At 30.3% G+C, this 21,614-nt stretch carries 19 protein-coding genes; 11 read left to right on the forward strand and 8 right to left on the reverse strand.

What is annotated here, in order from left to right:
* Positions 1-75 precede the first annotated feature (75 nt).
* A complete protein-coding gene (gene asnB / locus ACPKM0_RS10810; RefSeq protein ID WP_472475863.1) occupies positions 76-1,740 on the reverse strand; it encodes an asparagine synthase B in 1,665 nt (554 codons plus the stop codon).
* Positions 1,741-1,873: 133 nt separating this feature from the next.
* Positions 1,874-3,961 (reverse strand): glutamine synthetase III family protein, encoded by a 2,088-nt coding sequence (locus ACPKM0_RS10815; RefSeq protein WP_472475865.1) that lies wholly within the window; start codon positions 3,959-3,961, stop codon positions 1,874-1,876.
* A gap of 461 nt (positions 3,962-4,422) precedes the next feature.
* Here ACPKM0_RS10815 and ACPKM0_RS10820 point away from each other — a divergent pair, with 461 nt between their 5' ends.
* Genes ACPKM0_RS10820 through ACPKM0_RS10845 form a run of 6 tightly spaced genes read left to right on the forward strand, consistent with a single transcriptional unit; the run spans position 4,423 to position 11,311 of the window.
* Complete coding sequence (locus tag ACPKM0_RS10820) at positions 4,423-5,523, forward strand: class II glutamine amidotransferase (protein ID WP_472475866.1); 1,101 nt, start codon at positions 4,423-4,425, stop codon at positions 5,521-5,523.
* A 3-nt stretch (positions 5,524-5,526) separates the two neighbouring features.
* Positions 5,527-7,032, forward strand: coding sequence for a glutamate synthase-related protein (locus tag ACPKM0_RS10825; protein ID WP_472475868.1), 1,506 nt, complete (start codon positions 5,527-5,529; stop codon positions 7,030-7,032).
* A gap of 22 nt (positions 7,033-7,054) precedes the next feature.
* Positions 7,055-7,783 carry a GltB/FmdC/FwdC-like GXGXG domain-containing protein gene (locus ACPKM0_RS10830; protein WP_472475869.1) on the forward strand — a complete coding sequence of 243 codons (729 nt, stop codon included), beginning with the start codon at positions 7,055-7,057 and terminating at the stop codon, positions 7,781-7,783.
* Positions 7,784-7,798: 15 nt separating this feature from the next.
* Positions 7,799-9,082 carry a glutamine synthetase family protein gene (locus ACPKM0_RS10835; RefSeq protein ID WP_472475870.1) on the forward strand — a complete coding sequence of 428 codons (1,284 nt, stop codon included), beginning with the start codon at positions 7,799-7,801 and terminating at the stop codon, positions 9,080-9,082.
* A gap of 19 nt (positions 9,083-9,101) precedes the next feature.
* A complete protein-coding gene (locus ACPKM0_RS10840; RefSeq protein ID WP_472475872.1) occupies positions 9,102-9,683 on the forward strand; it encodes an ANTAR domain-containing response regulator in 582 nt (193 codons plus the stop codon).
* 20 nt (positions 9,684-9,703) lie between these two features.
* Positions 9,704-11,311 (forward strand): CTP synthase, encoded by a 1,608-nt coding sequence (locus tag ACPKM0_RS10845; RefSeq protein ID WP_472475873.1) that lies wholly within the window; start codon positions 9,704-9,706, stop codon positions 11,309-11,311.
* A 148-nt stretch (positions 11,312-11,459) separates the two neighbouring features.
* Here the strand turns inward: ACPKM0_RS10845 and ACPKM0_RS10850 are convergent, their stop codons facing one another.
* The 6 genes from ACPKM0_RS10850 to ACPKM0_RS10875 all read right to left on the reverse strand — a co-directional run bounded on the left by ACPKM0_RS10850 (position 11,460) and on the right by ACPKM0_RS10875 (position 16,060).
* Positions 11,460-11,924, reverse strand: a complete 465-nt coding sequence (locus ACPKM0_RS10850; RefSeq protein ID WP_472475875.1) for a hypothetical protein — start codon at positions 11,922-11,924, stop codon at positions 11,460-11,462.
* Between the two features lie 15 nt (positions 11,925-11,939).
* The gene (locus tag ACPKM0_RS10855) at positions 11,940-12,437 is read right to left on the reverse strand and encodes a deoxycytidylate deaminase (RefSeq protein ID WP_472475876.1); all 498 of its coding nucleotides are present in this window, start codon (positions 12,435-12,437) and stop codon (positions 11,940-11,942) included.
* Positions 12,430-13,365, reverse strand: coding sequence for an alpha/beta hydrolase (locus ACPKM0_RS10860; protein ID WP_472475878.1), 936 nt, complete (start codon positions 13,363-13,365; stop codon positions 12,430-12,432). The genes ACPKM0_RS10855 and ACPKM0_RS10860 overlap by 8 nt, the downstream gene beginning before the upstream one ends.
* A 42-nt stretch (positions 13,366-13,407) precedes the next feature.
* Positions 13,408-14,022 (reverse strand): NUDIX hydrolase, encoded by a 615-nt coding sequence (locus ACPKM0_RS10865; protein WP_472475880.1) that lies wholly within the window; start codon positions 14,020-14,022, stop codon positions 13,408-13,410.
* Positions 14,022-14,945 (reverse strand): Mrp/NBP35 family ATP-binding protein, encoded by a 924-nt coding sequence (locus ACPKM0_RS10870; RefSeq protein WP_472475882.1) that lies wholly within the window; start codon positions 14,943-14,945, stop codon positions 14,022-14,024. The genes ACPKM0_RS10865 and ACPKM0_RS10870 overlap by 1 nt, the downstream gene beginning before the upstream one ends.
* A gap of 140 nt (positions 14,946-15,085) precedes the next feature.
* A complete protein-coding gene (locus ACPKM0_RS10875) occupies positions 15,086-16,060 on the reverse strand; it encodes a sensor domain-containing diguanylate cyclase (protein ID WP_472475883.1) in 975 nt (324 codons plus the stop codon).
* 470 nt (positions 16,061-16,530) lie between these two features.
* Here ACPKM0_RS10875 and ACPKM0_RS10880 point away from each other — a divergent pair, with 470 nt between their 5' ends.
* The 5 genes from ACPKM0_RS10880 to ACPKM0_RS10900 all read left to right on the forward strand — a co-directional run bounded on the left by ACPKM0_RS10880 (position 16,531) and on the right by ACPKM0_RS10900 (position 21,563).
* Positions 16,531-16,770 carry an OadG family protein gene (locus ACPKM0_RS10880; protein WP_472475885.1) on the forward strand — a complete coding sequence of 80 codons (240 nt, stop codon included), beginning with the start codon at positions 16,531-16,533 and terminating at the stop codon, positions 16,768-16,770.
* A 15-nt stretch (positions 16,771-16,785) separates the two neighbouring features.
* Positions 16,786-18,876 (forward strand): biotin/lipoyl-containing protein, encoded by a 2,091-nt coding sequence (locus ACPKM0_RS10885; protein WP_472475887.1) that lies wholly within the window; start codon positions 16,786-16,788, stop codon positions 18,874-18,876.
* A gap of 15 nt (positions 18,877-18,891) precedes the next feature.
* Complete coding sequence (locus ACPKM0_RS10890) at positions 18,892-20,094, forward strand: sodium ion-translocating decarboxylase subunit beta (RefSeq protein ID WP_472475889.1); 1,203 nt, start codon at positions 18,892-18,894, stop codon at positions 20,092-20,094.
* 113 nt (positions 20,095-20,207) lie between these two features.
* Positions 20,208-20,924, forward strand: coding sequence for an SIMPL domain-containing protein (locus ACPKM0_RS10895; protein WP_472475891.1), 717 nt, complete (start codon positions 20,208-20,210; stop codon positions 20,922-20,924).
* A gap of 99 nt (positions 20,925-21,023) precedes the next feature.
* Positions 21,024-21,563: a histidine phosphatase family protein gene (locus ACPKM0_RS10900; RefSeq protein ID WP_472475893.1), complete on the forward strand. Its 540-nt coding sequence runs from the start codon at positions 21,024-21,026 to the stop codon at positions 21,561-21,563.
* Positions 21,564-21,614 lie beyond the last annotated feature (51 nt).

Below are 21,614 nucleotides of genomic sequence, written 5' to 3' on the forward strand. Positions count from 1 at the left end.
AAAATTATAAATATAAAGACAAAAAAATGCCCTTTTATTAATAGATAATAAAAGGACAAGAGAACAAATAAGATTTTATGTATAAGCTTTTTCGTGAACTGTTTTAACAGCTCTACCGCTAGGCTCATTCATCAATTTAAAGCTTTCATCCCATTCAAGGGCTGTAGCTGTTGAACATGCAACGGATGCTTCATGAGGAACTGTATAAGCAGCACCTTCACTCTTAAAATGTCTATTAAATAGAATTCTATAATAAGCTTCCTCTTTAGTTGCAGGTGTATTAATTGGGAATCTGTTTTTGATATTTGCAAACTGAACGTCTGTTATTACTCTATCTGTTAGTTCTTTTAAACTATCAATCCAAGAATAACCAACTCCATCAGAGAATTGTTCTTTTTGTCTCCAACATACTTCTTCAGGAACTATATCTTTAAAAGCTTCTCTTAATACCCATTTTTCTATTCTATCATTACATAATTTTAGTTCAGGATTAATTCTCATTGCAGCATCCATAAACTCTTTATCTAAGAAAGGGACTCTACCTTCAACACCCCAGGCTGCTAAAGATTTATTAGCTCTTAAACAATCATATAAATGTAATTTACTTAATTTTCTAACTGTTTCTTCATGGAATTCTTTTTTGTTTGGAGCTTTATGGAAATATAAATAACCACCAAATAACTCATCACTACCTTCACCAGAAAGAACCATTTTTATACCCATAGATTTAATAACTCTAGCTAATAAATACATAGGAGTAGCAGCTCTAACAGTTGTAATATCATAAGTCTCTAAATGATAAATTACATCTTCAACTGCATCTAATGCCTCTTCTATAGTAAAGTGAACTTCATGGTGTACAGTACCTAAATAATCTGCTGCAATTTGTGCTGCTGCTAAATCTGGAGAGCCTTCTAATCCAATTGCAAAACTATGCAATCTTGGCCACCAAGCAGATTCTGTATCTTTAGATTCAACTCTAGCTTCTGAGTATTTTGCAACAATGGCAGATACAATAGTACTATCAAGACCACCTGAAAGTAATACACCATAAGGTACATCACACATTAGCTGTCTTTTTACTGCTTCTTCTAAAGCAACTCTAATTGTTTGAGGGCTTCCACCATTATCTTTAACATTGTCATATTCCATCCAATCCCGTTTATACCAAGTAACCAATTCTTTTGATTCACTATCGTAAACACTTGCAGGTGGGAAAGTACAAACAGAAGGACAAGCTTTTTCTAAAGCTTTTAATTCGCTTGCAACATAATAATGATTTTCTGTGTCCCAACCTTGATATAAAGGAATAATACCCATATGGTCTCTAGCAACAAGATAAAAATCTTTTTCACTATCATATAAAGCAAAAGCAAATATACCATTTAAGTCTTCAATAAAATCCTTACCTTTTAAAGTATATAAAGCAAGAATAATTTCACAATCACTATCAGTTAAAAACTCATAATCTTTACAATATTTTTCTCTTAACTCTAAATGGTTATAAATTTCACCATTAGCAGCTAATATAATCTTTTTATCTTTAGAATATAAAGGTTGTTGTCCAGATAAAGGGTCAACAATACTTAAACGTTCATGAGATAAAATAACTTTTTCACCTTGATATATACCAGACCAATCCGGTCCTCTATGTCTAATCTTCTTAGACATCTTTAACACTTTTTCACGGTATAAAGAAGAATCATCTTCTATATCAAACATTCCAACAAAACCACACATAATTTGTTCTCCTCAATAGTAAAAATACTATTATCTTATTTGTTTGTCTAAAAATCTAGAAGGTTGCTGCACTAACAGTGCAGCAACCAAAAACTAAAAAAATTGAACATATTCACTAATAATACAACAAGTATTATACCGAATATAAAAGCTCTCCATAAGTTGGCATTGGCCAACATTCTTTATCGACGATAAGTTCTAATTCGTCAGCAAAAGATCTGATTTCATTCATTAATGTAAATACTTTATCTTGGAATAAAATAGCTTGTTCTTTTTCATCCTCGACAGATCTTGCATTAATCAATACATCATCTAATAACATTAATTTATCACTCAAGCAATTTACTAATTGAGCGATCGATTCCATTAAGCTCAACTGTGATTTAAGATCTATGGTTGGTAAAACTGATTTTACCTTAGATACTTCATCAGCAAGATTATTTAAATATTTATTACAAGCTGGAATAATCATCTTTCTAACCATGTCAATCAAAGTCAAAGCCTCAATGTTAATCGTCTTAGCATAATTTTCAAATAAAATATTAGCTCTACTATACAATTCTGCTGAGCTTAATACTTTAAACTCTTCAAATAGATCAATATTTTTCTTTTCTGTATATGCTCCAACAGCTTCAACAGTAGTTTTTAAATTACTTAGGCCTCTCTCCTCAGCCATAGTAACCCACTCACTGCTATAGTTATTTCCATTAAATACGATTCTCTTATGTTCTTTATAAGTTCTCTTAATTAAAGCATCTAAAGAAGTTGTAAAATCATCTGCACCTTCTAATTCATCTGCAAAACCTTTTAATACTTTAGCAACAGCTGTATTTAATACAGTATTAGGAGTTGATACACTAGCAGAACTTCCTAACATTCTAAGTTCAAACTTATTACCAGTAAAAGCAAAAGGTGATGTTCTATTTCTATCAGTAGTATCTTTTACAAAGTCAGGTAATACATCAACACCAAGAATCATATTTTCTTTCTTCATCTTATCAAGTTCTTTTCCTGATGCAATTGCTTCTAAGATTTCATGTAAATCTGTTCCAATAAACATACTTACAATTGCAGGAGGAGCTTCATTTGCACCTAAACGGTGGTCGTTGCCCGGAGATGCCACACTAGCTCTTAATAAGTTTTGATATTCATCAACTGCTTTGATTACTGCTACTAAAAATAGTAAGAATTGAGCATTATCTTTTGGATTAACACCTGGTTCTAATAAGTTCATATTTGTATCAGTAGAAATTGACCAGTTATTATGCTTACCTGAACCATTTAAACCTGCAAAAGGTTTTTCATGGAATAAACAAACCATACCATGTTTATCTGCAACCTTTTTCATGATTTCCATTGTTAATTGGTTATGGTCACAAGCTACATTAGTAGTTGTAAATACAGGAGCTAATTCATGTTGTGCTGGAGAAACTTCATTATGACGAGTCTTAGCATAGATACCAAGTTTCCATAATTCTTTATCTAACTCTTGCATGAATGCACTTACTCTAGGTTTTAATGATCCAAAATAATGATCATCTAATTCTTGACCTTTTGGAGGTCTAGCACCTAAAAGAGTTCTACCTGTATATTTCAAGTCAATTCTCTTGTTATATACTTCTTTATCAACTAAGAAATATTCTTGTTCAGGACCAACAGTAGTTTGTACTCTACCTACTTCATGTCCAAATAATTTTAAAATTCTTTTTGCTTCTTTATCAATAGCTTCCATACTTCTTAATAAAGGAGTTTTTTTATCTAGTACAGCACCACTGTAAGAACAGAATGCTGTTGGAATACATAAAGTTTCTTCCTTAATAAAAGCGTAACTTGTTGGATCCCATGCAGTATAACCTCTAGCTTCAAAAGTAGCTCTTAAACCACCTGAAGGGAATGAAGAAGCATCAGGTTCACCTGAAATTAAATTTTTACCTGAAAATGATAAAATCATTTTACCATCTTTAGTAGGTGTAATAAAAGAATCATGTTTTTCAGCAGTAATTCCTGTCATTGGTTGGAACCAGTGAGTAAAGTGTGTTGCGCCTTTTTCTAAAGCCCATTCTTTCATTGCATGTGCAACGGAATTTGCAATATTTAAGTCTATTTCTTTACCTTCTCTGATTGTTGTTTTTAAAGCTTTATAAACATCTTTTGGCAATCTATCTCTCATAGCATCATCGCCAAAAACCATTGATCCATAATAATCAGTTATTTTTTGCATATCCTGTGCACCTCTCTCAATTTTTTTATAATTTTTTCCAACCGTACGATTAAAATAAAAAAAAGACACTGTAGCTCTAATTGAACTACAGCGCCTTTGCTGTTATCTAAGAAATACAACATTAAAATATTTTTGTCAACCTAAAATAGATTTATTTAAATAAAAAAGATATAGATTATTTTATTAATTCATTATAATAAAACAAATTAAAATAAAAAGTATTTTTTTAAATATACATTTTATGCATAAATTTACATATTTTATTTATAAATATATCTAAAATGCTAGACAAAATCACCTTAAATTAATAATATCAAAACAAGACAATGAGGTCTTAATAAGCATGAATTAAAAATTAAAATATAAAAAAAGATTGAACAAAGACGTTCGTAGTATAGGGATACTGCGGACGTTTTTTCATTTTAGGCCTTTTGATAATAAATCATAGAAGGAGAAAAGTAATGGACCGAATTAAAAAAGAAGGAGAAATAAGAATACCCTCTGGTTGTGCAATTAGTGGTATTTTCTCAAAACAGGGAAAGAGATTTTCAGGTCAAACTGCTATTGATTCTATAAGAGTAATGCATAATAGATCAAATGGATTAGGTGGTGGATTTGCAGGTTATGGAATTTATCCTGAATATAAAGAATATTATGCTTTCCATATTTTCTACATGGATTCTATTGCAAAAAAAGAATGCATGGATTTTTTAGAAGAACATTTTGATATGATTAACTTATCAAAAATACCAACAAGAAAAATTCCTTCTATCACAGATGAACCAATGATTTGGAGATATTTCTTAGCTCCTCTTCCAACTAAGCTTGCAGAAAGCCAATTAAAAGAAGATGAATATGTTGCAAGATGCACAATAAAAGTAAACTCAAGAATCAAAGGAGCATATATTGTTTCATCCGGGAAAAACATGGGGGTATTTAAAGCTCAAGGTTATCCTGAAGATGTTGGAGAATTTTATAAGCTTGAAGAATATAGTGGATACAGCTGGACAGCTCATGGTAGATACCCAACTAATACTCCTGGTTGGTGGGGAGGCGCTCACCCATTTTCTCTACTAAATTATTCAGTAGTACATAACGGTGAAATTTCTAGTTATGATGCAAATAGACGTTACATAGAAATGTTTGGCTATAAATGTACTCTTCAAACAGATACAGAAGTAATCACTTATATGATTGATTTCTTAAACAGAAAAAAGAAAATTGATTTAAAAAGAGTAGCTCATATTTTAGCAGCTCCATTCTGGAGTACAATAGAAAGAATGGATGAACAACAAAAAGCAGAATATAAATATTTAAGAAATAACTATGAAAGCTTTCTAGTTACTGGACCTTTTTCGATTATTGTAGGATATGAAAATGGTCTTATGGCTCTAAATGATAGATTAAAACTTAGATCTCTTGTTGTTGGTGAAAAAGATGACATGGTTTACATGGCTAGTGAAGAAGAAGCTATTAGAGTTATAGCTCCAGATCTAGATTCAATATATTTCCCTAAAGGTGGGGAACCTTACATTGTTGAACTAGAAAAGGAGGTACAATAAATTATGAAAGTAAATTTAATTCAAAGTGAATATGAAGTAATAAGAGATCAAAATAGATGTATAAATTGTAGATTGTGTGAAAAACAATGTTCAAACGGAGTTAACTACTATGATGAAAAACTTAAAGTAATGTTAAGTGATGAATCTAAATGTGTTAACTGCCATAGATGTGTTGCAGTATGCCCAACACATGCACTTAAAATAGTAAAATCAGATCATTGTTTTAAGACAAATTCCAACTGGAGCCAACATGATATAACTAATATTTATCGTCAAGCGCAAACTGGTGGAGTATTACTTTCATCGATGGGAACACCAAAAGAATATCCAGTATATTGGGACAAAATTTTAATTAATGCTTCTCAAGTTACTAACCCATCTATTGATCCACTTAGAGAACCAATGGAAACTAGAACTTTCTTAGGAAAGAAAAAACTAGACATTGAATTTGATGAAAACAATAATATTATTACTGACACTAAACCACAAATGGAATTAAGTATTCCTATAATGTTTGGTGGTATGAGTTATGGCTCCATTAGTTATAATGCCCACAAATCATTAGCTTGTGCTGCTAAAGAATTAGGAATTTTTTATAACACTGGTGAAGGTGGATTACATGAAGATTTCTATGTTTATGGAGAAAACACTATAGTTCAAGTAGCTTCAGGTAGATTTGGAGTTCATCCAGATTATCTTAAAGCTGGTAAAGCAATTGAAATAAAGATGGGACAAGGTGCTAAACCTGGTATTGGTGGACACCTACCTGGAAGAAAAATTACTAAAGAAGTTTCAAAAACAAGAATGATTCCTGAAGGAAGTGCTGCTATATCCCCAGCTCCTCACCATGATATCTATTCAATTGAAGATTTAAGACAATTGGTTTATATGCTAAAAGAAACAACAAATTATGAAAAACCAATTATTGTTAAAATCGCCGCTGTTCATAATGTTGGTGCTATTGCTAGTGGAATTGCACGCTGTGGTGCAGATATAATTGCTATAGATGGATTTAGAGGTGGTACAGGAGCTGCACCACTTAGAATAAGAGATAACGTAGGTATCCCGATTGAATTAGCCCTAGCTTCTGTAGATAAAAGACTTAGAGAAGAAGGGATTAGAAATGAAGTAAGTTTAGTTGCAAGTGGTACTATTAGATCTTCTGCAGATGTAATTAAAGCTTTAGCATTAGGTGCTGATGCTGTATACATTTCAACTAGTGCATTAATAGCACTTGGCTGTCATTTATGTAGAAGCTGTCACTTAGGTAAATGTAACTGGGGTATTGCGACTCAAGTAAAAGAGTTATCAGATAGATTGGACCCAGAAGAAGGATGTAAGAACTTAGTTAACCTAATTACAGCTTGGAAAAGAGAAATCAAAGAAATGATGGGTGGTATGGGAATTAATTCAATTGAAGCATTAAAAGGTAATAGACTTATGCTTAGAGGAATTGGATTAAGTGAAAAGGAACTAGAAATTCTAGGAATCCAACATGCAGGCGAATAGCTTTTAACAATCAGGAGATATTATGCAAAAAATAACAGTTAATCATATGAGTTTTAAACAACTTAACCAACTAATTAGAAACGAGAATGAAAATGATTTTGAATTAGAAGATGTACATGGTCAGCGATTTATCGCTGCAGGAATGAAAAACAAAAAAATAAACATTAAAGGTATTCCTGGTAATGCACTAGGCGCATGTCTTGATTCTGGTAGTAAAATCTATGTAGAAAATGATTGCCAAGATGCAACAGGAGATACCATGAATAAAGGTGAAATAATAGTTCATGGTAACTGTGGAGATACAGCAGGATATTCAATGAGAGGTGGTAAACTTTTCATTAAAGAATCAGCTGGTTATAGAGCTGGTATTCATATGAAAGCATATAAAGAGGAACAACCTACTATCATTATTGGAGATAAAGCTGGAAGTTTCTTAGGAGAATATTTAGCAGGTGGTAAAATCATCGTTTTAGGACTTAATCAAAAAGGGAAATGCCCTGTGGGAAATTTTTGTGGAACAGGTATGCATGGAGGAAAAATTTATTTAAGAACTAATGAATTACCAAAAGATTTACCAAAACAAGTTGTTACAAGAAAAGCAAAGAAAAAAGATTTAGAGCTTATAAAAGCAGATATTAATCAATTTTGCAAAGAGTTTTCATTTGACAAAGAGGACGTATTTAATGCAAACTTCTATATATTAGAACCGAATTCTACACTACCATATAAACAGCACTATACAACTGTTTAGAAAAAGGGAGGGCCCATGGCTAATATGCAATATGAAATTTCAAACTTTATAGAAGAAAATAATGTAAAATTTATTAGATTAGCTTTTTGTGACTTATTAGGTAATTTAAAAAATATATCCATTAGTAGCGATGAATTAGATAGAGCATTTACAACTGGTATTTCTTTTGATGCTTCTTCTGTAAAAGGTTTTTTAAATGTTGAAGAGAGTGATTTATTACTTTTCCCAGATCCTAATACTCTTCAAGTTTTACCATGGCGTCCTTCTAGCGGAAAAGTTGTTATGATGTTTTGTGATATAAAATATCCAGACAATACACCTTTTGAAAATGATGCTAGAGCATTAATTAAAAATTTTGAAAAAAAATCTCTAAATTTAGGATACACTTTTAGAATAGGGAGTGAATGTGAGTTTTACTTATTTAAATTAGATGATAATGGAGAGCCTACATTTAAACCTTTAGATAGAGGTGGATATCTAGATATAGCACCTAATGATAAAGGTGAAAACATTAGAAGAGAAATATGCTTAACACTACAGGAAATGAATTTTCATACTGAAAGATCTCATCATGAAAGTGGTCCAGGCCAAATGGAAATTGATTTTTCATATGGAGAATTACTTAATTCAGCGGACAATTTAATCACATTTAAAAGTGTTGTTAAATCCACTGCTACATTGAATGGTTTATTTGCCTCATTCTTACCAAAACCACTTGAAAATAAAAGTGGTAATGGAATGCATGTAAATATGAGTGTTAAGGTTAATAATGAATTGCAGAATGAAAAAATAAGAGATTATATGATAGGAGGTATATTAAAATATCTAAAAGAGATGACAATTTTCACATCTCCTATATATAACTCATATAACCGATTAGGACAGTTTGAATCGCCAATTCAAATTGGTTGGGGCTTTGGGAACAGATCAACAACGATTAGAATACCAAAAGCTAAAGGAAGATATAGTAGATTAGAAGTTAGAACTCCGGATCCTACTGCAAACCCATATTTAGCTTTTACTTTAATTTGTGAAGCAGCTCTTAAAGGTATTCAAAATAAAATTGAACCCCCAGCTGAAATAAAAAGAAATGCATTTGATAAAATACTTGGAGAAACTCTTCCTTTATCAATGCAAGAAGCAATTGAATTAGCAAAAAAAAGTACCTTCTTAAAAGAAATTTTACCTAATAACCTTTTATATACTTATATAAAGATTAAGGAAAAAGAGCTTAAAGAATATACAGAAAGCAAAGAAACTAAAAAAATAACCGAGGAAAAGTATTTCCCTATTTATTAAATAATAAGGAACATTAATAGTGTTTGAATTTGAAAAAATTTTATTAGTATCATCAAATGGAAAAGGTCATATGAATTTAAAATCACTTCTTACAAATAATGGAGTGAAAGGTTCAATGACCTCTTGTTTTTCATGCAGTAAAGCAAGACAAGAAACATTATCTAAAGATTTTGATATAGTAATAATTGACACTCCGTTAAATGATGAAAATGGTATTGATTTAGCAATAAGCCTTTCAAAAGATACTAATTCTACAGTTTTTTTATTGGTTGCTGAAAGATATCTCGGAGATATTGCATCAAGAGTTTATAAATATGGCACTTTAGTACTAGGCAAACCCCTAAATTCTTTATTATTATTCCAAAGTCTTGTTCTAGCGAATTCTCTTTCTATTAAGTTAAGAGGAGTTGCTGATGAGAATAAAAAATTAAGAAAAAGATTAGATGAAATAAAAATAGTAAATAGAGCAAAATTTCTATTAATTGAACGCCTTAAATTTAATGAACAACAGGCCCATAGATATATTGAAAAAAGAGCTATGGATCAAAGAAGAAGCAAAGGCGAGATTGCTATAGAAATTCTAAAAACATATCAACAATAATTATATATTAGGAGTAAGAAATGGCTAAGCATATTTTTGTGACTGGAGGAGTAGTTTCAGGCCTTGGTAAGGGTATTACTGCGGCTTCACTAGGGAGACTTTTAAAAAATCGTGGTCTTAAAGTTACTGCTCAAAAATTAGATCCATATATGAACGTCGACCCAGGAACCATGAGTCCTTTTCAACATGGAGAAGTTTATGTAACTGAAGATGGAGCAGAAACAGACTTAGACTTAGGACACTATGAAAGATTTATAGATGAAAACCTTAATAAATTTTCGAACCTTACAAGTGGAAGATGTTATTTTAATGTTCTTGAAAAAGAAAGACGTGGTGATTATTTAGGTTCTACTGTTCAAATTATTCCTCATGTTACTAATGAAATTAAAAATTTCATCTATTCAGTTGAAAAAAAAGCTAATGCAGATGTAGTTATCACTGAAATTGGTGGTACAACAGGTGATATCGAATCTCAACCTTTTTTAGAAGCTATTAGACAAATCAGCCACGAAGTTGGTCATAAAAATTGCTTATTCATCCATGTTACATTAGTACCTTATTTAAGTGGTAGTAATGAACATAAAAGTAAACCAACACAACACTCAGTAAAAGAGCTAATGACAACAGGTATTTTCCCTGACATCATTGTTACAAGAAGTGATATGCCTTTAGAAGAATCTATAAAAGATAAAATCGCATTATTCTGTAATGTAAAAAAAGACTGTGTTATAGAAAATAAAACTCTTGAAGTATTATATGAAGCACCTTTAATGTTACATGATGAAAATTTAGATACAATTGTATGTAGAGAATTAGATCTAGAATGTGGAGAATGTGATTTAAAGAGATGGAATAACATGATTGATAGAATTCATAAAGCTGATAAAGAAATCAATATTTCATTAGTTGGAAAATATATACAACTTCATGATGCTTATCTTTCCGTTATGGAAGCTTTAAAACACAGCGCTTGGGAAGTTGGTTGTACAGTTAATTTATCTTGGGTTGATTCTGAAACATTAACAAAAGATAATTTAGAAAAAGTATTTAAAGATTGTGACGGAATTATCGTACCAGGTGGATTTGGAACACGTGGTATTGAAGGAATGATTTTAAGTGCAACATATGCACAAGAAAAAAACATCCCTTACTTTGGTATTTGTTTAGGTATGCAAATAGCAGTAATGAGTTTTGCAAGAAAAGTACTTAACTGGGAAGATGCAAATTCAACAGAATTTAATAAAGATTCTAAATATCCTGTAATTGCATTAATGGAAGAACAAATCGGTGTATCTGATATGGGTGGAACAATGAGACTTGGTGCTTACCCATGTAAATTAATAGATAATACAGTTTTAAAAGATTTATATAATAATGAAGATATAATTTATGAAAGACATAGACATAGATATGAATTTAATAATAATTTTAAAGAAGAACTTGTTAATGCAGGACTAACAATTACTGGTATTAGCCCTGATAACACATTAGTTGAAGCTGTTGAAATAAAAGATCACCCATTCTTCTTAGGTGTTCAATACCATCCTGAGTTTAAGAGTAGACCAAATAATACAAATCCTTGTTTTAATGGTTTTATTAAGGCTGCAAAAAAAAACAGATATAATTAATAAATAGTATTAAATATAAAATCCCTCTAAAGTAAACAAATAAATTTTGCTAAATTACTTAGAGGGAATTTTTTTTTAATACTCTCATGAAAAAACTTAGCTCTTTAATAATGTAGGACCCAAGTTTTTTTATCTTATTTAAAACTAATTATTTATTAACCTTTATATAATGTTTCTTACCATTAACAATATAAGGAAGTTCTAAATAAAATTCACCTTTATTTATCCAAGGAATTAAAACAATTTCATTTTTTAATATTTGTTTTCTTATATATCCCAAAGCCATATACTGATTATTATAACCCTCATTAGGGTTTAATGTTATGTTATTTATATTTATTATTTTGTTCGAGGAGAAAGCTTCTTCTTTACTTATAAAATTAACAAGATCCCCATCAGCGTTTGAAACTTTTGATTCAGCAAAAACTAATACAATTTCTTCATCGCTCTTATTTGAAATTAATAAATCAAATAGTTTCCCCTCATCATAATCAATATTACAAACAACATTTAAATATTCATCTTTATAATCCATATTATTTTCTGATACACTTGAACAAGAAACAAACAAAAATAATACAACTATTAAAATAGTAACAATATTATTTCTCATAAATATATCCTTATTTTATATATTTTTTTCATCCAAATTAATCGACAATGATAAATGTTCAGGATTAAGTTTTCGATATACAACTTTAGAGGCATCAAACATTCTTTTTGATGCTATGGTATTATCAGCTGTAGCATATTTATCACTTAGATAAACAACATTTTTTATACCACTTTGTATTATAGCCTTAGCACATTCATTACATGGGAAAAGAGCAACATAAATTGTACAATTCAATAAATCTCTACTAACGCTATTTAAAATAGCATTCAATTCAGCATGACATACATAAGGATATTTAGTATCTAACCATTCCCCTTTTCTATCCCAAGGTAAAATATCATCACTACACCCAATAGGAAAACCATTATAACCTATTCCTACAATCTTTTTATTTTCATTAACAATACACGCACCAACTTGAGTACTTGGATCTTTACTTCGCATGCCACTTAAAACAGCAAGTCCCATAAAATATTCATCCCAATTAATGTAATCTTCTCTTTTACTCATCAAATAATCCTTCTATATAATTAATAATATCGTTTGTTAATTCTTCTCTAACTGAATAATATAATAATAATACATGCATAGTGTGTTTGTAGCCAATCATTTTTATTATTTTTGATTCAAAAAATCTAGAATTATTTTCTTTTGCAATAATTGGAAAGTTAAAAAAAGGGACTGTTTTATCACTCACATTATGGATAACAAACATAGGACATGTTATTTTTTTTAAATCCTTACGTATTTTTTTTTCTGCTTTAATTAAACTCATAGATTGCTTTAAAAATAAACCATTATAACCTATCCAATTATTATTATTATCATCTTCTTCTTCAATTTCTGTTCTATCACAAATTGAAGCATTAAAAGAACTTTTAAATAAACTAACAATCCTTGCAAAATAAAAACTAAATTTTGTTATTCTTCTATCTTTTAAAAGACTATTATAAATAACTGGAGCACTAATTGGTACAATAGCTAAAGGTTCTAAATCTGTATTACTATATTTTTCTCCAAGCTTTAAGGTAAGTGCTCCTCCCATACTTATTCCTACAATAATAACATTAGAATAATCTTGTTTGAGTTCTTCATATCTAGTAGAAATGTAATTAAACCATTGTGAAAAATTAGTTTTCTTAAAATGTTCTATACTAGTTCCAAAACCTGGTAATAAATAAGCATAAGAATCATATCCATGTTCAAAAAAAGAATGAGCACTATATTGATAAACATTTGGAGTCGATAAGAAACCATGAATCATTAAAACAGCAGTGTCTTTTTTTATTTCATGTTTTAAAATTATGCTTCGACATTTTGAGGAAAAAACTTTAGTTTCATCAATATCAATATTATTGATATTTCTATCTTTAAAAAAAACTAAAGTTGAGCTCCATAAAATAATAATAAAAATAATAATTAGAATAGCAACAATCATAATATATATAATACTCTATTATCAAAGAAAATTATAGAATTTTTATAACAATGATGTATCTTTTTGTGTTTCTTTTAAAAATAAAGATAGAGCCATTAGCATAACTCCATTATCATACAAAGGATCACTACCCATTTTATCAATAACATCTTTGACAGGGACAGATATTACATCTAACTGTTCAGTAAGATCTAATTGTTGTTTTTCTGATATTTTATATACATTTTTTGCCAAAAAGAAATTTGCTTTATTAGACATTATTGCAGGATTTGGGTTAATTTGTGCTAAAAAATTCATTTCATCTGCACTTAGAGCTGTTTCCTCACGAAGTTCTCTATAAGCACTATCTATTGCTTTTTCATTTTTATCAACCATACCGGCTGGAAATTCTCTAACTACCTTTGCACTACCATGTCTAAACTGTTGGACCATAACAAAACATGGTATATTATTTTCATTAACATACCATGGAATTATAGTTACCCAATCAGGGGAATCTAAGGTGTAAAAATTAGCATTTACACCTTCATTAGATTCTCTATTTACTTCGATTAAATCAAATATAGGAGTATTTATAACCGTATCACGGTTTTTCTCATTCCATACTAAATGTTTATAATCTTCAATATTTCCTATTTTAAATTTATCTATATTCATTAATTCTCTTTTCGTGAACTACAATTACTAGAACAAGAAGCACAAGAAGATGGAGAGCATTTTGATGTATTTTTATAATCTGTAGTTACATTTGAAATTTGGATTCTATCATCTAAGAAAGCAGCGATATCTCTAATTGCTTTAGAACTTTTACTATCAGGACTATTAGATAAAGTACTTTGACCTGCATCCTCAAATTCTCTTAAATGCATTTCTAAAGGAACACTTCCTAAATATGGAGTATCCATCTCATCACACATTTTCTTTCCGCCACCTTTACCAAATATAGGAATTTCTTTACCACAATCAGGACAAATTAATCCACTCATGTTTTCAATTACACCTAAAACAGCAACATTTAATTTTCTAGAGAAGTTTACACTCTTTCTAGCATCTAATATAGCAACGTCTTGTGGAGTTGTTACAATAATTGATCCAGTCATTTCTGGAATTGCTTGGATTGCTGTTAATTGTTCATCACCAGTTCCTGGAGGTGAATCAATTAATAAATAGTCTAAATTTCCCCATTCTACATCCCCTAAAAATTGTTTAATTACTGCAATTTTCATAGGACCTCTCCATATTACAGGATCAGAACTTGAATTTAGAGCAAAAGAAAGACTTACTACATATAATCCATCTCTAACTTTTACAGGTAAAAAGTTATTCCCATCTGCACTTTCTAGAGCACCAGATTCGCATCCCAACATTTTTGCAACATTTGGACCATGTAAATCAGTATCTAAGATACCAACAGTTTTTCCAGCATCAACTAATGCATTAGCTAAGTTTACAGTAACGGTAGTTTTTCCAACACCACCTTTACCACTCATTACAATTATCTTTCTACCAATACGATCTAAGCGTTCTCTGATTTTTGCTTCACGGATAGCTTGTTCGTCAGGTGTACCTTCATGAGACATTATATTTTCTCCTAAATTTATTTCTTAATAAAGAATAGTAAAAATATATTATAAAGGCAAGAAACCAAATATAAAATATAATGTTATTTTTGACATTTGTCTTTTATAAAATAAAAAAAATACAATTATTTCTTTTAATTTCAGAACTTAATACAATTTCTTCCTGCTTTTTTAGCTTTATACATTAAATCATCAGTCTTTCTAACTAAACTATTAATATCATCTTTCTCAGTTATTTGAACTATTCCAAAACTTGCAGTAACTTTTTCACATTTATTAAAAGGACATTTTTGTATAGACATTCTGATTTTTTCTGTTATTTCTATAGCCTGTTTTAATTTAATATTTTCTAACAAGATAAAAAACTCTTCACCACCCCATCTAAACAATTGACCTTGATTACCTAATACTTTATTTATTTTTAAACAAACTTCTACTAATACTTTATCTCCAACATCATGGCCAAATTCATCATTTATATTTTTAAAATAATCTAAATCTAATAATACAAGAGTAGAAGTTTTCGTTTTATTTATTGTAGTTAATCTTTCATTAAAATATCTTCTATTATATGTGTTTGTTAAATCATCATGTATTAATATTTCTTTTAGTTGAGCATTTGCGATTTTTAAATCATCTTCAATCTTTTTGTTCTTACTAATATCAAAAACAATACCACTTAACATTAAAGGTTTATGATTCTCATCGTATTTAGTAATTTTACCTCTATCATAATACCATTTATAATTTCCATCTTTGGCTTTTATTCTATATTCAACCTCATAGGCATCTCTTTTCCCCATAAGATGATCTCTCATATTTTGCATTACATATTCATAATCATCTTTATGTAGTTTATTCGTAAAAAACTCAAATCCAATATCTTTTGGAATTTCATCTTTAGTATATCCTAAATTTGTAACCTTTTTATCATTAAAAAAAACTTCATTACTTTCAATTAACCATTGCCATTGTCCTAAATTACCTATCCATGGCAACATGGTTAATTCTTTAGAATTTCTTTCTTTTACTAATTCATCAACTAAAGTTTCTAACTCATCGATTCTTTTTTTTAAATCAAGAAGTTCTTTTTTATTCATTTTGTTGTTTTCCATACTTATAACCCACTTCATTAATAAAGAATATATAAAAATATTATAGCATAATTTAATGAAATGTATTTTTTATTTTTATCACTACAATAGAGTTATGATTATTATATTAAAAAAAAATTCAATTTACTAAAAAAAAGGATAATATCTTTTTGTATTTTTATTAACCTTTACAATCTAAAATATGCTTATTTTTGAACGTTGTTGAATGTTTATGTATTGTTTTTAGGTATATCTAAATCTATTTATGTTGCAATTTGTTGCAGTACTTATATTCTTATCAGAAAAAAAAATACAATAAATTATTCATTAACTTTTGGGGCAAAAATACCTTGAAACTATAGGCACATATCAGTATTATACTTAATGAGTATTTTTTTAACGAAAATACATTATTATACATACAAAATAAATCAGGAGTTAGTATGATTTTATTGACACAATTACCAAAAGACCAACTCGTCGAACAGCTAATGAATGGTGTCACACTCATGCTATTAGGTATGGGAACAGTATTAATGTTCCTAGTTGTATTAATTTTCGTAACAAAAGCCATGAGTGCTATTGTTAAGAAATTTGAAGCAAAAAAACCTCAAGTTGCAACCGCTACAGCAACTAGAGGCACTAATGTAAATGCAGCAACCCCTAATACAAGTGCTGACGCAGAAATTGCAGCCGCTATCGCAGCCGCTGTTGCAAAGTCCCGAGAATAAATAAGGAATAAGTTAATGAAAAAGAAAGTTGATTTTATGTGTACCGCTTTTAGAGACGGTTTCCAATCAGTATACGGTGCCCGTGTATTCACAAAAGATTTCATGCCTGCTGTAGCAGCAGCAAGAGAAGCTGGAATCGATCATTTCGAAGCAGGTGGTGGAGCTCGTTTCCAATCACTTTATTTCTATAGCAATGAAGATGCTTTTGACATGATGGATGAATTTAGACGCGTTGCAGGACCAGATGCTGACTTACAAACACTTTCAAGAGGTGTTAATGTTGTAGGTTTAGATTCACAATCTAGTGACATTATCAAATTACATGCACAAATGTTTAAAAAGCACGGTATTTCAAGAATCCGTAACTTTGATGCTTTAAATGATGTAAACAACTTAATTGATAGTGGTAAAGCTATTCACGAAGCAGGTCTAAAACACGAAGTAACAGTTACAATGATGAGTCTACCACCAAATACAACTGGTGCTCACGATCCAGATTTCTATGAAAAAGTTCTAAGACAAATTCTAGATGCTGGTATTCCATTTGATTCAGTATGTTTTAAAGATGCATCAGGTACATCAACTCCTAAAGTAATTTTTGAAACAATTAAAAGAGCTAGAAAAATTCTAGGTAAAGACGTTAAAATTGTTATGCACAGTCATGAAACAGCAGGTGTTTCAATTCAACAATATATGAGTGCTATTGAAGCTGGTGCAAGTCAAGTTGACTTATCAATGTCTCCTGTTTCTGGTGGTACTTGTCAACCTGATATCATTACAATGTGGCACGCTCTACGTGGAACAGATTATGATTTAGGTATTGATATTGCAAAAATTCAAAAAGCTGAAAGTGTATTTGAAGAATGTATGAAAGATTACTTCACACCACCTGAAGCTTCAAAAGTTAACCCAAATATTCCTTTCTCACCATTACCTGGTGGTGCATTAACAGCTAACACTCAAATGCTTCGTGACAATAACTTAATGGATAAATATCCTGCTATTGTTAATGCAATGGGTGAAACTGTAGCAAAAGGTGGTTTCGGTACTTCTGTAACTCCTGTATCTCAATTCTATTTCCAACAAGCATTCAATAACGTTATGTTTGGACCTTGGAAAAAAATTGCTGAAGGTTACGGTAAAATGGTATTAGGTTACTTCGGTAAAACTCCTGTTGCTCCAGATGCAGAAATTGTTAAAATTGCAGCTGAACAATTAGGTCTTGAACCTACAACTAAAAAAGTAGTTGATATCAATGATGCAGATCCTACTAAAGGTCGTGATGTTGCTATTAAAATGCTTAAAGCTGAAAACCTTGAAACAACTGAAGAAAATATCTTTATTGCTTCAGCATGTAAAGAAAAAGGTATCTTATATCTAACAGGTAAAGCAAAAGCTAACGGTGTTAGAAAAATTGATAGAGCTGCTGAAGCTGCTAAGAAAAAAGGCGAATTCACAGTTACTGTTAATGGAAAAGCTTATGGCGTTAAAGTTGGTAAAAACGATGCTAAAGTTAATGGTGTTTCTTATCCTCTTTCAGTTAAAGACGGTATTGATGAAGCAGCTATTGCTCAAGCAGCACCAAGTGCAAGCGTATCTTCAGCTCCAACTCAAAATGTTAATGTTGTAGCTCCAATGCCTGGTTTAATTTTAAGAACTAATGTAAAAGTTGGTGATACAATTAAGAAAAATGAATGTATCTTAGTAATGGAAGCTATGAAAATGGAAAATGAAGTTTTCGCTCCTTGTGATGGTACAATTGTAGAAATCAAAGCTGAAAACGGTGACCAATGCCAAGCTGATGATGTTTTAGTTGTTATTGGTAGTGCAGCACCTGCAGCTTCAGCACCAAGTGCAAGCGCAACACCTGCTGCTCCTGTAGCAAGTGGTAACGGAGAATCTATTGTAGCTCCAATGCCTGGTTTAGTTTTACGTTTCAATGTTAAAGAAGGCGAAGCTGTAAAGAAAAACCAATGTGTTATGGTAATGGAAGCTATGAAAATGGAAAATGAAATTTTCTCACCTTGTGATGGTGTAGTAAGCAAGATTTGTGTAAGTCAAGGTGACCAACTTAACGCAGATGACGAATTAATGGTTATCAGCTAAGGAGAATAATTAGATATGATTGGACAAGGATTATCCCAATTATGGCAAACAACCGGTATTGTTGGTTTTCTAGGAATGGCTGGTAGCGAATTTGGTCTTGGCAATTTAGCAATGATATTAATTGGTTTCTTACTATTATATCTTGCTATTGCAAGAGGCTTTGAACCTTTACTACTAGTTACTATTGGTTTTGGTTGTATATTAAGTAACATCCCTTTAGCATACATTGCAGGTATTGACCCTAACAATGGTGCTTCTGGTTTTATTAAATTATTATTTGATAGTGGTTTATCTACAGGTCTGTTCCCTATACTTATCTTTATGGGTGTTGGAGCAATGACAGACTTTGGACCATTAATTGCAAATCCTAAAACATTGATTTTAGGAGCTGCAGCTCAATTTGGTATTTTTATTGCTTTATTAGGTGCTTTAGCATTAGCTTTTATCCCTGGTATTACATTCGATTTACATGCTGCTGCATCAATCGGTATTATCGGTGGTGCTGATGGACCTACAGCTATTTATGTAACAAGTAGACTTAAACCTGAACTATTAGGTTCAATTGCGGTTGCTGCTTATTCATACATGGCATTAGTACCTATTATTCAACCACCTATTATGAAAGCTTTAACTACAAAAGAAGAACGTTTAATTAAAATGAAACAATTACGTCCTGTATCAAAAGTTGAAAAAATCATATTCCCTATTGCTGTACTATTTGTATGTGCTCTATTATTACCTTCAGCAACTCCTTTATTAGGTGCTCTACTATTTGGTAACTTAGCAAAAGAATGTGGTGTTACAACAAGATTAAGTGACACAATGCAAAATGCATTAATGAATATTGTTACAATTTTCTTAGGTTTAGCTGTTGGATCAAAGATGGAAGCTTCTCACTTCTTAAACTTAAATACTTTAGGTATTTTATTATTAGGTATGGTAGCTTTCTCAATTGGTACTGGTACTGGTGTATTAATTGCTAAATTAATGAACAAGATAGATAAAAATAACCCAATTAACCCATTAATTGGTTCTGCTGGTGTATCAGCTGTACCTATGGCTGCTCGTGTATCAAGTAAAGTTGGTCAAGAAGAAGACCCACATAACTTCCTACTTATGCATGCTATGGGTCCAAACGTAGCTGGTGTTATTGGTTCTGCTGTAGCAGCTGGTGTTTTATTAGCTGTTGTTCCAACAATGGAAGTATTACCTCTATAGCATTTTTTATAAACTTTATAATCCCTACTTTAATCAGTAGGGATTTTTTGTCACTTATACTCTTCTCGTGTGTTATCTAAATTAGAAGAACATTTTTAAGGAGTTCGTTATCGATGAAAAAAAACAAATTAATAATTTTCAGTTTATTTGCTATTTCCTTACTATTTACATCTTGTTTAAGTTCTAAAGATATAAATAAGGAACAAAAAATAATATCTATTTCTGCAATTGGGCAAGTAAATCTTACTCCAGATATTGTAACTTTTAATGTTGAAGCTAATGAAACTAAAAAAACAACAAGTGAAGCTTTAAATACAACTAATAAAAAAATTAGCAAGGTATTAGAAATTTTATATAGATATGGTATTAACGATACAGATATTTCAACAAATTCACTCAATCTTTATCCTCAATATAATTGGGAAGATGGAAAAAAATTATTAATTGGTCAAAATGCTAGCCAAAGCTTAAAAATCAAATTAAGAGATATAGATAAACTTGGTAAAATTATCGATGAAATCGGACAGATTGAAAATATAAATCTATATTCTATTAAATTTGATAAAGATGATAAATCTGAAGCATATACAAAAGCTAGAGAGTTAGCTGTTAAAAATGCAATAGAGAAAGCTACAACCCTTGCTAATGCTGCTAATATGACACTGTTAACTCCAATTAGTATTAGTGAAGGCTCAGCTTCTTCTTATGTTTCATATGATAGAGTAAATTCTAAAATGATGATGGCAGAAGCTTCATCATATTCAACAGAAACCCCTAGTGGTGAATTAACTATTTCCACTACTGTAAATATAATATTTACTATGGAGTAATAATCTTTAGTTTAAAACAATAACCTTTTGTCTTTCATTTTCTAAGACAGAAGGTTATTTTATATCGACTAAAAGTTCATTTTTTCTTATACTCACGATATGAAAATTTATATAACAAGACATGGTCAAACAGACTTTAATAAAGAAAACAAAGTATGTGGTTTAAGTGATATTGATTTAAACGAAAAGGGTAAAGAACAAGCTCTCTACTTAAGAGATAATATTATTAAAAACGAACTTACTTTTGATACAATTTATGTTTCACCATTAAAAAGAGCTAAACAAACAGCTCAACCAATAGAACAATATTTGAATAAAAAAGCAAAAGTAGACTATCGTTTAAAAGAATTTAATTTTGGAGACAAAGAAGCTTGTGCTGTTGATGATGTTGATTTTAGAAAAAAAAGAAGTGATCCTTTTATTCATTTCCCAAATGGAGAATCAATGTTACTTGCAGCTGCAAGAGTTTATTCATTTTTAGATGAATTAATAAATAAATCTAATATAAATGAAACTATTTTAATAGTTAGCCATAAAACAACTTCTAAGTTAATTAACTCATATTTTAAATCACAAACAATCGATGAGTTTAATACTTTTCAGATGGAAAATTGTGAACTTTTAGAATATACAATATAGAAAAGCTAACGTAAATTATATTACGTAAGATAAAATATGAAAAAAAATCTC

It is taken from the genome of Pleomorphochaeta sp. (assembly GCF_050031695.1).
Taxonomy (GTDB): Bacteria; Spirochaetota; Spirochaetia; order Sphaerochaetales; family Sphaerochaetaceae; genus Pleomorphochaeta.